This window comes from Stenotrophomonas sp. 364 (assembly GCF_009832905.1).
GTDB classification, from domain to species: Bacteria; Pseudomonadota; Gammaproteobacteria; order Xanthomonadales; family Xanthomonadaceae; genus Stenotrophomonas; species Stenotrophomonas maltophilia_AP.
In genome coordinates, this window is the sequence record NZ_CP047135.1 from 778,013 (window position 1) to 791,522 (window position 13,510).

Sequence of the window (13,510 nt, forward strand, 5' to 3'; positions counted from 1 at the left end):
CCCATGGTCCGCCGGCCGGTGGCTCCGCAGGCCGGCCCAGCGCGCGCCAACGCGGCGCGTGACGTGAATACGTATGCATGCAGCGCCACCGCCGAAGGTGCAGGGCTAAGCTTGTCGGGTTCGTTTTGGCACCCCGTTCGGCGGGTGCATGGAAGCCCGGAGGGGGGCCCTCGATGTCGCAGACTCCATGGTGGCGCGGTGCCGTCATCTACCAGATCTACCCGCGCAGTTTCCTCGACGCCAATGGCGACGGGGTAGGTGACCTGCCCGGCATCATCGACCGGCTGGAGTACGTGGCCGCGCTGGGCGTGGACGCCATCTGGGTGTCGCCGTTCTTCACCTCGCCGATGGCCGATTTCGGCTACGACATCGCCGACCATCGCGACGTGGACCCGCTGTTCGGCACGCTGGCCGATTTCGACCGGCTGCTGGCCAAGGCGCATGCGCTGGGCCTGAAGGTAATGATCGACCAGGTGTTCAGCCACACCTCGATCGACCATGCCTGGTTCCGCGAGAGCCGCCAGGACCGCACCAATCCGAAGGCGGACTGGTACGTGTGGGCCGACCCGCGCGAGGACGGCACGCCGCCCAACAACTGGATGTCGATCTTCGGCGGGGTGGCGTGGCAATGGGAACCTCGCCGGGAGCAGTACTTCCTGCACAACTTCCTGGCCGACCAGCCCGACCTGAACTTCCATAACCCGGCAGTGCAGCAGGCCACGTTGGACTACGTGCGGTTCTGGCTGGACCGTGGTGTGGATGGTTTCCGCCTGGATTCCATCAACTTCTGTTTCCACGATGCACAGCTGCGTGACAATCCAGCCAAGCCGCTGGAAAAGCGCCTCGGCCGTGGCTTCAGCGCGGACAACCCGTACGCCTACCAGTACCACTACTACAACAACACGCAGCCGGAGAACATCGGCTTCATCGAGCAGTTGCGCGTTCTGCTGGATGAGTACCCGGGATCGGTCAGCCTGGGTGAAATTTCCGCGGAAGACTCGCTGGCCACCACCGCCGAGTACACCGCGCCGGGCCGCCTGCACATGGGCTACAGCTTCGAGCTGCTGGTGAAGGATTTCAGCGCCGGCTACATCCGCGACACCGTGTCGCGGCTGGAAGCGACGATGACCGAAGGCTGGCCGTGCTGGGCGATCTCCAACCATGACGTGGAGCGCGCGGTCACCCGTTGGGGCGGCCATCCGGCCCAGCCGCGGCTGGCGCGGATGCTGGTGGCGCTGCTGTGTTCGCTGCGTGGCTCGATCTGCCTGTACCAGGGCGAGGAACTTGGCCTGGGCGAGGCGGACGTGCCGTTCGAGGCGCTGCAGGACCCCTACGGCATCACCTTCTGGCCGAACTTCAAGGGCCGCGACGGCTGCCGCACGCCGATGCCCTGGATCGATGCGCCGCAGGCGGGCTTCACCAGCGGTGAGCCGTGGCTGCCGATTCCGGCCGAGCACCGCGCCGCGGCGGTGGCGGTGCAGGAACATGACCCGCATTCGGTGTTGAACGCGTTCCGCCAGTTCCTGGCGTGGCGAAAGACGATGCCGACGCTGCTGGTGGGCGACATCGAATTCCTGTATACGGCCGAGCCGGTGCTGATGTTCGCGCGCCGGCATGCGGGGGAGACGCTGCTGCTGGCCTTCAACCTGGCGGCCGACACCGCGCACGTGGCGCTGCCTGCCGGTAGCTGGCAGCCGATGCACGTGCCGGGCCCGGATGTGGGCCAGGCCGACAACGGCACGCTGGTACTGCCGGCGCAGTCGATGTACTGCGCGCGCCTGGGCTGATTCGATTTCCGGTGGTATTGAGAGGGCGGGGCTTGATGGCCTCGCCCTTTTTTTTTCTTTGTTGGATGGGGCGGCTGCGGAACCGATCCGCGTCTGGACACGCCTCTGCGTTGCCATGGCCGCCGACCCAGTGTCGAGGGCGGGGCTGGGTGGGTTCGCGGGACACGCCGTAAATCCATCCATGGAGGCTCGTGGGCGCCATCCATGGCGCCCAACGGTCCCGCGAACCCATCCATCCCCACCCAGCCCGTAGACGAAGGCGCTCGCAGTTGGAAGCCGGCCAGCGGCCGGCACTGCACCTGGGGCAAAGAAAAACCCCGCTGCCGAAGCAGCGGGGTTTTTGTTGGTGCGGCTACCGCAGGATCAGAACTTGTAGTTCACGCCCAGCATGTAGGTGCGACCCCACTCGATGTACTCCAACGGGCGGTCCTTGGTGCCGGCATAGGTGCGGTACGGCTCGTTGGTCAGATTGCTTCCCTGCAGCAGCAACGTCAGCCCGTGCAGGCTGCTGTCGTCGGCGAAGGTGTAGCTGATCTGCGCGTCGGTCACGTTCTCGCCCACCACGTAGCGCAGCGTGCGGTTGCCGTTGAAGTTGCCGATCTCGCCAATGAAGTCCGACCGACGACGCTGGCTCACGCGTGCCTCGAACCCACTGCGTTCGTAGTACGCCGTGAAGTTGTACACGCGCTTGGACAGCCCCGGCAGACTGATCGGATCGCTGCCCACGCTGGACGCGCTTTCCGGATCGAGGATCTCGATGTTGCTGTCATTGAACGTCGCGCTGGCCTGCACGCCGAAGCCGCGCAGGGTGTCGCTGAACATGTCCAGCGGGAACGACGCCGTCAGCTCCAGGCCCTTCAGCTTGCCGCCCTTGCCGTTCTCCGGCGAGGAGAAGGTGCCCGTGGTCAGCAGCGGCGCGGTCATGCCCGGCGGAATCACGTAGCTGGCCAGCAGGTCGCTGAAATCGTAGTCGTCGCGCGACTGCGTGTACACGTACGACTTCAGGTCCTTGTAGAAGATCGCCGCCGCGACATAGGCCTTCTCGCCGAAGTACTTTTCATACGACAGATCCAGCGCATTGGCGCGCCACGGATCCAGCAGCGGATTGCCGCCGCTGCCACCCGGCTTGCCGGTGGCCGTATCCACGCCGAACTCCAGGCCGGCGCGCATCTGGTCCACGCGCGGACGTGCCACCTGCTTGGCGGCGGCGAAACGCAGCGTCTGCTGGTGCGGGAACATGAACACCAGGTTCAAGCTCGGCAGCCAGTCGGTGTAGGTCTTGCCTGCATCGATCGGCAACACTTCCTGGCCCGCGGGGCGCGACCGGTCGAAATAGTTGGACTGCGAACTCTGGTCGGTGCGCACCATCTGCACGCCAATGTTGCCGCGCACGCCCACTTCGCCGATGTCGGTGTTGATGTTGGCGCGCACCCAGGCGGTGCTGGTCTTTTCCTGTACCGTCCATGCCTTCGGAATCAGGTAGTCCAGGTTGGTGACCGGGTTGAACACCATGTAGCGGTCCACTGCGCCCGGCACGTTCCAGGCCGGAATGCGGCCCAGCCCGGCAAAGCCCAGGTTGACCGGACGGTACTGCAGGTCGCCGGCGATGTTGGCATCGCCCTGGTCGCCGAGCAGGATGTTGCCCTCGGCCTGGGTCTTGTCCTTGCGGCGGTCGGCGTAGTTGACGCCCACGTCCATGTCGGCAAACCACTTCATCGCCTCGGGCAGCGCGAAGGTGGCCTGCAGGCGCGCGGCCTTCAGGCGGTCTTCCACCTGCGGCACCTTGCCGTAGCCGGAGCCGTAGATGGTGTTGGTCAGGAACAGCGCATCGGGGTTGGAATAGTTCAGGCCCGGGCGGATCTGCGAGAACCCGTTCGGGTTGACCACCACGCCCACCGTGTCCAGCTGCGGCATCGGCGTGAGCTGCAGGTTGTTTTCCAGGTTCAGTTCGTCGCGGGTGGCCTTGGAGTAGTTGACGTCCGCCACCACCTTGACCGATTCGAAGTTGAACTCGTTGTTCCAGCCAAACGCGTCGATCTTGTCCTTGCGCTTGTTGTACATGCCGCGCACCAGTGGATACACGCCGCTGGCCACGCCACCGGTGAAGGTGCCATCGGCGTTGACCTGCGGGTTGCTGATCAGCAGGCCCGGGGTGTAGTTGCCGTTGTAGTTGCTGAGATTGAGCTCGAACTGGTTGGCGGTGTCGATCTGCTCGGCTTCGGTGTGGAACGCATCCAGGGTGCTGGTCCACACGTTGGACGGGCGGAACTGCACGGTGGCCATCACGCCGTCGCGCTTGGTGTTGCCGGTGCGGCGCAGGGCCTTGATGCCGTCGGAGAACACCGTGCCCGGGGCCAGCCCGGGGCGGTTGCCCTGGTCGGTCTGCTCGGTGGTCCACGGCTCGTACAGGCCCACCTGGTTTTCCTGGATCGGCATGTCGCTGTGCGCGTAGCCGATCGCAACACCCCAGGTGTTGTCCATGAACTGGTCGATGTAGCTGGCGCTGAAGCGGTTGCCGTAGGGGTCCACGTTGGCTGCCTTGCCCAGCGAGCTCTTCTGGTAGCGGCCGCTGATGGCGATCACGCGCTCGGCGAAGCTAAGCGGGCGCGCGGTCTGCATGTCGATGGTGCCCGACAGGCCCTGGCCGACCAGCGCCGCATCGGGGGTCTTGTACACCACCACGCCATTGACCAGTTCCGAGGGGTACTGGTCGAATTCGACGCTGCGGTTGTCGCCGGTGCTGACCACTTCACGCCCGTTGAGCAGGGTGGTGGCGAAGTCGGGCGACAGGCCGCGCACGCTGATCACCTGGGCACGACCGGCCACGCGCTGGGCGGCCAGGCCGGGCAGGCGCGAGATGGATTCGCCGATGCTCACGTCGGGCAGCTTGCCGATGTCCTCGGCCGAAATCGCCTCGACCACCGAGGTGGCGTCCTGCTTGATCGCAATGGCGTTCTCGATGCCGCGGCGGATGCCGGTGACCTGCACGGTGTCCAGGTTGGTGGCCGCGGTCCCGGTCGGCGGGGCGGCGGTAGTGGGTTCGGCGGTCTGCGCCGACGCCATCAACGGCGTCAGGGCGACGGCCAGCGCGATACTCAGCGCGCTGCGCTTGCGGTTCAACATTTTCCCCTCCCAGGCAATGTTGCCAATCGATTTTTTGGTTGCCCGGAGACCCGGGAGCGTCACGGCGCGGTGGCCGTTGACTGCGTGGCTATGGTAGGCAGCGGGTCGGCTGCGGGAACCACCCTGCATACGTATTCAATGGCATTTGAGGCGTTGGAATCGGTTACAGGTGCGTCATCGCATTCGCGCTGCCGCGCCACGGTTTGCCATGCAAACCGTGGATACCCGTCATGGGCCACGTCGAGACCTCTGATCAGGTCTACAGCGGGGTAAAGCGGATCGCCTGGCCGCCGCCCGGCGCAAGCACCAGCGTCAGTGCATCGGCGCTGGTGACCTCGCGGGTTTCGCGCACGAAGGCGAACGGGTTGCTGCGGAAATCCGCACCGTCGCCGTCACGGTAGATCTCGGCGCGGTAGCGCACGCCCGGGTCCAGGAAGCCCAGCGATACCGGCAGCACGCGGCCGTGTTCGTCGGTGATGCTGCCCAGGAACCAGTCGCGGCTGTTGCGGTCCTTGCGCACGATCGTCACATAGTCCCCTACCTCGCCATTGAGCACGCGGCTGTCCTCCCAATCCACCGCCACGTCCTCGATGAAGCGAAACGCCTCGCGGTGCTGCAGGTAGTGTTCGGGCAGGTCGGCGGCCATCTGGATCGGACTGTAGATCGCCACGTACAGCGCCAGCTGCCGCGCCAGCGTGCTGGGAATGGCCTGCCCACCGCGGCCCTTCAGGCTCAGGATGCCGGGCGTGTAATCCATGGGCCCGGACAACATGCGCGTGAACACCAGGTTGACCTCGTGCTCGGGCGGGTTCGGAGGCTGCCCCCAGGCGTTGTACTCCATGCCGCGCGCGCCTTCGCGCGAGATCCAGTTGGGGTAGGTGCGGCGCAGCCCGGTGTCCTTGATCGGCTCGTGCGGGTTCACCGCGATGTGGCGTTTGGCCGCTTCCTGCACCACCTTCAGGTGGTGGCGGGCCATGAACTGGCCGTCGTGCCACTCGCGCCACAGCGGGCCGCCGGCCGGGTTGCGCCGGTCCACCTGGCCGTCGTCGCAGACATAGCCGCTCTTGAACGCATCCACGCCCAGCCGCGCGTACAGGTCCAGCGCGGCGCCCAGCTGGTCTTCGTAATGCTCGATGGCGCAGCCGGTCTCATGGTGGCCGATCAGGTGCACGCCCTTCCTGGCGCCGTAGGCCGACAGCGCCTCGATATCGAAGTCGGCCGTTGGCCGGGTGAAGTCGAAGTCGTAGCCGTTGCCCACCCAGTTACCGTCCCAGCCGGGGTTCCAGCCTTCCACCAGCACGCCACGGAAGCCGTGCGCGGAGGCGAAGTCGATGACTTTTTTCGTCTTGGCGGTGGTGGCCGCATGCCGGGGCCCGGTGGCCCAGCTTTCGTGGTCCAGGTGCATCGACCACCACACCCCCAGGTACTTGGACGGCTTCACCCAGCTCACATCCCCCAGCGCGTTGGGTTCGTTGAGATTGAGGATCAGGTCCGATTCCAACAGCCCACCGGCGCGATCGCTGATCTGCAGGGTGCGCCACGGCGTATCGAAGGGCAGGCTGCGGCGTACCTTCCAGCCCTCTGCCGACGGCGACAGCTGCGCGCGCAGGCGCTGGCCGTCGGTGCGGCGCAGCCACATGCCCGCATAGTCGACCAGGGCGGCCTCATGGATGGCGATGTGCAGGCCGTCTTTGCTGCGCAGGGTGATCGGGGTATGCACCAGCGGCACCTGGTCCAGTGGCGTGCGCTGGTACAGGTACTCGTAGTGGATCGGCTCGCCGGCCGGAATCCACCAGGCGGTGGCGGCCGGGGCGATCGCAAATTCGGTCAGTTCGTCGTCGATGATCGCCTCGCGCAGGCCGGGCTGCGTGGGGAAGCGGTAGCGGAAGCCCACGCCGTCATCGAACGCGCGGAACACCACCTCGAAGCGGCGCTTGGCCCCACTGCGCTCGCCCAGCTGCACCACCACTTCGTTGTAGTGGCTGCGCACCCGGCGGCGCTCGCCCCAGGGCTGTTCCCAGGTCTCATCGAACGTACGCGCGTGCTGGCCGAGCACCTCCAGGTCGCGGTCGAGCCGGCCATCGCGCAGCTGGAAGCCCAACCGCGACGGCGCCACCACCGTGTCACCCAAGCGTTCCACCTGGTAGCTGGGGGTGCCGCCATCAAGCTGCACCGACACCCGCAGTACCTTGCCAGGCGACGCCACGCTGGCCACCGTGACCGGTTCGGCGGCCGCGCCGAAGGCCAGCAGAAGCGCGGCGGCAGCCAGCCAGGGCAGGCCGGTGGTGGTGCGTGATCCACGCGGTGAATGCGGCTGTTTTGTCGGCATTTTCCCCTCCCAAGGCGGCCGTTGTCTGGCTCGGACTATAGCCACGCCGTCCCGGTCGTCCCGCCGCTGCGCCATGAATACGTATGCAAGGCGGCGCGCACCGGAGCCTGCCGTCTACCATGGGGCCAGGCACCCTGGGAGGGGGCCGCGCGCGCAACGCCACACCGGTGCACAGACCGGGAGGTGCCGACCTTGGCCGGCACCGTGCGTTGCGTAACCACAACGCGTGCAAAGAGGGAGGGAGGCGCCGGGCGCAAGCCGGGTAGCCGCTTCGATGCTGAAGATGATCTGCCTGACCGCTGCCCTTGGGCTGGCGCTGGGTTCGACCGCAACCGCGGCGGACCTGACCTTCGACGGCCGCACCGCGCGCGCCGACACGGCCGCCGATGGCGGCTTCCGCCTGCGGGCCGCCGGCCAGACGGTGGCCATTGCCGCCCCGCCGATGCGCAGCCGCACCGACAGCGTGCTGTTCGATGCCTTGTTCGCGCTGGCCCAGCAGGAGATGGACGCCGACCGCGTGGCTGCGATCCGCGACCCGGCCTTCAACCAAGGCAACCCGGTGCCGTGCGACTGCTTCCAGACCGGCGAGCGCTGGCCCTACGTGTGGACCCGCGATGTCAGCTTCGCAGCCGATCTGGCGCTGGCCCGGCTGGACCCGGAACGCACCCGGCAGTCGCTGCAGTTCAAGCTGTCGCCCGCGCGCGACGGGCACACCCCCGGGCTGTTAGTGGCCCAGGACACCGGCTCCGGCGGGAGCTGGCCGATCAGCAGCGACCGGGTGGTGTGGTTCCTGGCTGCACGCCACCTGCTGGATGACCCGGCGTTCGCCGAGCAGACCTGGCAGGCGCTGCAGGCCACGCTGGCGCAGGACCGCGCAGCGGTGTTCGATGCGCGCATCGGCCTGTACCGCGGCGAGACGTCGTTCCTGGACTGGCGCGAACAGACCTACCCGGACTGGACCCGTCAGGACGTGCGCTTCATCGGCGACTCCTTCGCGTTGTCCACCAACGTGCTGCACTACCAGGCGCTGCGCCTGGCCGAGCAGCTGGCGCGCACCCGCGGTGACGCCCGCGCCAGCGAGTACGCCGGCTGGGCCGACGCGTTGGCCACGCAGATCGACGCGCGCTTCTGGCGCGATGATGCCGGTATGTACATGAGCTACATCGGCGAGGCCGCGCACCCGGTGCCTTATGCCAAATACGACTTGCTTGCGCTCTCGCTGGGCGTGCTGGCCGACGTGTTCCCGGCCGACCGCGCCCGCCGTGCGCTGGCTGCCTACCCGGCGGTGGAAGGCGGCAGCCCGGTCGTGTGGCCGCAGGAAGCGCAGCAGCCGATTTACCACAACCGCGCGGTCTGGCCCTTCGTCAGTGCGTATTCGCTGCGCGCCGCGCGCCGGCTGGACGATGCCGCACGCATCCAGCTGGAGATCGAATCGCTGATGCGTGGCAGCGCGCTGGCCGGTTCCAACATGGAAAACTACGAGATGCGCCGCCTGGCCGTGCATGTCGACGAGGGCGCGTTGAGCGGCCCGGTGGTCAATTCGCCGCGCCAGCTGTGGTCGGTGGCCGGCTACCTGTCGATGGTGCTGGAAGGCGTGTTCGGCGTGGAGGCCGACGGCACGGTGGCCCCCAAACTTCCGACCGCGCTGGTACCGCAACTGTTCGGTGCGCGACGCAGTATCGAACTGGACGACGGCCAGCGCCGCTACATCCTCACGCGCCCGCGCACGCTGGACGGCGACCTGCTGGTGGCAAAGAAGATCGTGCGCCGGGGCAACACGGTCACCGTGCATCTGGCGACCCAGGCCGCCCGCGGTAGCGCCGAGCCGCGCCCGGTTGCGTCCGGATCTGCAACCGCCTACGCCCCTGCCACGCCCGCCGCACCGACACCCACCGCACGCGGCACGGCATGGTCGATTGCGATCCCGGCCAACCACGTGCTGTGGCGGGATGGTCGCCCGGTAACGGGCGCCTCGCCGCTGCTGCTCACCGACGACGGCCACCAGCACTGTCTGAGCTTCACCCGCCGCGAGGGTGCGCTCGAATCGCTGCACAGCCCGACGACCTGCATCGGGCCGCAGCAGCGTCTGCGCGGTGCCACCACGTGGAGCTGGACTGCCACTCACCCCACCCGGGTACGCGTACGCCTGCGCTACGACAACCCCAATGGCCCCATCAACACCGGCGTGACCGCTGCGGTGAAACAGCTGGTGATGCAGTGCCCGGGCCAGCCGGTGCAGCGTGCCAGCGTGGCGATGCCGCATAGCGTGGGTCCGCAGGATTCCACCGCCGCCGAATTCGACCTGCCCGGCGGGCGTTGTCGGTTCGCGCTGGAAGAGGGCTTCAACATGAGCGCACTGGCGCACTTTGCCACCTACAACGGCGGCAAGGGCGGGCGCGACGGCGTGCTCAACCAGGCTACGGTCAGCGCGCTGCTGATCGCGCCGATTGCCGCCACCGACGGGGATGCACGATGAGCCGCCCCGACAAGCCCACGCTGTCGTTCTGGCAGATCTGGAACATGTGCTTCGGCTTCATGGGCATCCAGTTCGGGTTCGCGCTGCAGAACGCAAATGCCAGCCGCATCTTCGAAACCCTCGGTGCACCGATGGATGCCGTGCCCGGGCTGTGGATCGCCGCGCCGCTGACCGGGTTGCTGGTGCAGCCGGTGATCGGCTACTGGTCCGACCGCACCTGGACCCGCTGGGGCCGGCGTCGCCCTTACTTCATGATCGGCGCGGTGCTGACCACGCTGGCGCTGCTGGTGATGCCCAACTCGCCCACGCTGTGGATCGCCGCCGGCACGTTATGGGTACTGGACGCATCCATCAATGTGTCGATGGAGCCCTTCCGGGCTTTCGTCGGCGACCAACTCGCGCCGCGCCAACGGCCGACCGGCTACGCCATGCAGAGTTTCTTCATCGGCATCGGCGCGATCGTGGCCAGCTTCCTGCCCTTCGTACTGGCGCACTTCGGCGTGGCCAACACCGCCGGGCCAGGGCAGGTGCCCGACACCGTGCGCTATGCGTTCTACGTGGGCGCGGTGGTGCTGCTCGCGGCGATCTGCTGGACGGTGTTCAGCACCCGCGAGTACGCGCCGGCCGAGCTGGCCGCGTTCGCCGATGCCGAGCCGCCCGCGCACCAGACCGCTGCCGCCGTGCGCGGGCCGGCGCCCTGGCACCAGGCGGCGCTGTGGCTGGGGGTGGGCGTGGTACTGGCCGGGCTCATCGCCTGGCGCCAGGGCGACAAGATGCTGTACGTGCTGGCCGGCCTGTGTGCCGCCTACGGCGTGCTGCTGGGCCTGGCGCGGGTGCTGCCCGGCACCCACATGCTGGCGCAGATCGTGGGCGACCTGCGCACCATGCCGACCACCATGCGGCGGCTGGCCTGGGTGCAGTTCTTCTCGTGGTTCGCGCTGTTTGCGATGTGGATCTTCACCACCCGCGCGGTGGCTGGCGTCCACTTCGGTGCGACCGAGACCGAGTCTGCGGCCTACAATGAAGGCGCCAACTGGGTGGGCGTGCTGTTCGGGGCCTACAACGGCTTCGCGGCGCTGGCAGCACTGCTGATTCCGCCGATGGTACGCGCGCTGGGGCTGCGCTGGAGCCATCTGCTCAACCTGTGGCTGGGCGGCGCGGGACTGATCTCGATGATGTTCATCGACGATCCCCGCTGGCTGCTGCTGTCGATGGTCGGCGTGGGCTTTGCCTGGGCCTCGATCCTGTCGTTGCCGTACGCACTGCTGTCCGACAGCGTGCCGGCGGCCAAGATGGGCGTGTACATGGGCATCTTCAATTTCTTCATCGTGATCCCGCAGCTGGTGGCCGCCAGCGCGCTCGGCTTCGCCCTGCGTGCCTGGCTGGGTGGCCAGCCCATGCATGTGCTGGTGCTGGGCGGCTGCAGCCTGCTGGTGGCCGGTCTGTGCGTACTGCGGGTTCCGTCCCGTCCGGAGGTGGTGTGATGCGTGGTGCGTTGTCTGTTGCTGTCCTGCTTGTTCTTTCCGCCGGCCAGGCCATGGCCGGACCACGCCCGGACTACATCGGTACCACCGAGCCGTTCGCCAGCGATGCGGTGTACTTCGTGGTCACCGACCGCTTCGTCAACGGCGATCCGTCCAACGACCACCGCGACCAGGGCGGCAAACACCGCACCTTCGACATCCCGGTGCCGTGCCCGGACAAGGTGGACGGCAACATCGGCTACCTGGGCGGTGATTTCAAGGGCGTGCTGGACAATGCCGACTACATCCGCAAACTGGGCTTCGGCGCTGTGTGGATCACCCCGATCGTGGACAACCCCGACGAGGCGTTCACCGGCAGCAAGCCGATCAGTTGCACCAGCACCCTGACCGACCGCGGCAAGACTGGTTACCACGGCTACTGGGGCGTCAATTTCTACACGCTGGACGAGCACCTGCCCAGCGCCGACCTGGACTTCGCCGGGCTCACGCGCGGCCTGCACGCGGCCAAGCTGAAGGTGGTGCTGGACATCGTGGGCAACCACGGGTCGCCGGCCTGGACCATGCCCACGCGCCAGCCGCAGTTCGGCCAGATCTTCGACAAGGACGGCACCCTGGTCGCCGACCACCAGAACCTGCCGCCGCAGCAGCTGGACCCGCAGCACAACCGGCTGCATGCGTTCTACAACAACACCGGCCCGGTCGACGGCAAGCACGGCTCGGTCTTCGACGGCAACCTGGCCGAACTGTCCGATTTCAACGAACACAACCCGGCGGTGATGGACTACCTGGTGGGCGCCTACCTACAGTGGACCGCGCAAGGCGTGGACGCGCTGCGCATCGACACCATCGGCTGGCTGCCGCACACGTGGTGGCACGAATTCGTGGGCCGCATCCGCGCCGCGCACCCGGGCTTGTTCATGTTCGGCGAGGCGTTTGATTACGACGCCCGCAAGATCGCCGAGCACACCTGGCCGGCCAACGCCAACGTCAGCGTGCTGGATTTTCCGCTGCGCGGCGCGCTGTCGTCGGTATTCGGCAAGGAGCAGAAGGGCTTTGAGACCCTGGCCGAACCGCTGCACCTGGTGGGCGGCCCGTACGCCAACCCGTATGAGCTGATGAGCTTCTACGACAACCACGACATGGCCCGCCTGGACGCCACCGACGCCGGCTTCATCGACGCGCACAACTGGCTGTTCACCGCGCGTGGCATTCCGGTGCTGTACTACGGCTCGGAAACCGGCTTCATGCGCGGCCGTGCCGAGCACGCCGGCAACCGCGCCTACTTCGGCCAGCCGCGCGTGGATGCCGCGCCGCAGAGCCCGATCTTCGGCCCGCTGCAGCGCATTGCCACCCTGCGCGAGGCGACCCCGGCGCTGCAGCGCGGCCTGCAGGTCAATGAGCGCTTGCAGGGCGACGAAGCGGTGTTCTTCCGCGTGCTGCAGCATGGCGACACCACCCAGACCGCGCTGGTGCTGCTCAACAAGGGGGGCACCGCGCGCAGCATGGAGGTTCGTCGCTATCTGCAGCCGGGCCAGTGGCGCGACGCGTTGGACGGGGGCAGCCAGCAGGTAACCGGCAGCCTGAAAGCCACGGTGCCCGCGCACGGGGTCAAGGTGTTTGTGCTGGACGCCCCGGTGAAGCAGCAGGACCTGCAGGCCGAACTGCAGCGCGCCGTCGCCGACCAGCAGGCGCGCAGCGCACGCCTGGCCCGCTGAGCGGTCCGAAACGGTAGTGCCGGCCGCTGGCCGGCTCGCGGGATACTGTGGTGCGATCGGCATGCCGGCCAGCGGCCGGCACTACCGGTACAATTCGGGCCCGCCACGCCCCGATAGGTTGCCCATGACCGAACTGCCCCCGCAAACGCCGATCGAAACCCTGCTGCAGTCCGCGATGGACGGCCAGTTGCCGATCGGGTTGTTCATGAAGGCCTTCGTGGCCTCCGAGGTGATGCTGCTCACCGGCAGCCTGGTCACCGCCGACGGCAGCGGGTTCGACCCGTTGCTGTTCGACAAGCAGGGCGTGCTGCACGTGGCGGTGTTCACCGATATGGCGCGGGTGGGGTTCCACAGCCAGCAGGCGCCGCACACGATTCGGATGCAGATGCTGGAGGTGCTCAAGCGCGTGCCCGGCGGCTACGGCGTGGTGGTCAATCCGGGGACGCGGCTGGGGCTGGAACTGTCGGCGGCGGGGATCGGCGAGATTTTGAAGGATTTTGGGTGATCGACGGCCGCTTTTTACGCGGCATCGACATTACTTAATCGGTCCTCGTCGAGAGATGCGGGTCACACAATATCTACACAGAAGCCGTTGC

The 13,510-nt window shown here is 67.4% G+C and carries 7 protein-coding genes; 5 read left to right on the top strand and 2 right to left on the bottom strand.

The genetic code is table 11. The features are described from left to right. The first annotated feature begins 173 nt into the window (after positions 1-173). Complete coding sequence (locus GQ674_RS03745; protein WP_159496003.1) at positions 174-1,787, top strand: alpha-glucosidase; 1,614 nt, start codon at positions 174-176, stop codon at positions 1,785-1,787. 363 nt (positions 1,788-2,150) lie between these two features. Here GQ674_RS03745 and GQ674_RS03750 read toward each other — a convergent pair whose 3' ends face one another. Both GQ674_RS03750 and GQ674_RS03755 read right to left on the bottom strand, forming a co-directional pair. Continuing rightward, the gene (locus GQ674_RS03750) at positions 2,151-4,910 is read right to left on the bottom strand and encodes a TonB-dependent receptor (RefSeq protein ID WP_201290212.1); all 2,760 of its coding nucleotides are present in this window, start codon (positions 4,908-4,910) and stop codon (positions 2,151-2,153) included. 259 nt (positions 4,911-5,169) lie between these two features. Beyond that, positions 5,170-7,239, bottom strand: a complete 2,070-nt coding sequence (locus tag GQ674_RS03755) for a glycoside hydrolase family 97 protein (protein ID WP_159496005.1) — start codon at positions 7,237-7,239, stop codon at positions 5,170-5,172. 274 nt (positions 7,240-7,513) lie between these two features. Between GQ674_RS03755 and GQ674_RS03760 the strand changes: the two genes are divergently transcribed. From GQ674_RS03760 to GQ674_RS03775, 4 genes are all read left to right on the top strand, one after another. Continuing rightward, the gene (locus tag GQ674_RS03760) at positions 7,514-9,715 is read left to right on the top strand and encodes a Six-hairpin glycosidase-like protein (RefSeq protein WP_159496006.1); all 2,202 of its coding nucleotides are present in this window, start codon (positions 7,514-7,516) and stop codon (positions 9,713-9,715) included. Next, complete coding sequence (locus tag GQ674_RS03765; protein ID WP_159496007.1) at positions 9,712-11,199, top strand: MFS transporter; 1,488 nt, start codon at positions 9,712-9,714, stop codon at positions 11,197-11,199. The genes GQ674_RS03760 and GQ674_RS03765 overlap by 4 nt, the downstream gene beginning before the upstream one ends. Then, a complete protein-coding gene (locus tag GQ674_RS03770; RefSeq protein WP_159496008.1) occupies positions 11,199-12,914 on the top strand; it encodes an alpha-amylase family glycosyl hydrolase in 1,716 nt (571 codons plus the stop codon). The genes GQ674_RS03765 and GQ674_RS03770 overlap by 1 nt, the downstream gene beginning before the upstream one ends. Before the next feature lie 124 nt (positions 12,915-13,038). After that, the gene (locus tag GQ674_RS03775; protein ID WP_159496009.1) at positions 13,039-13,419 is read left to right on the top strand and encodes an SseB family protein; all 381 of its coding nucleotides are present in this window, start codon (positions 13,039-13,041) and stop codon (positions 13,417-13,419) included. Positions 13,420-13,510: the final 91 nt, after the last annotated feature.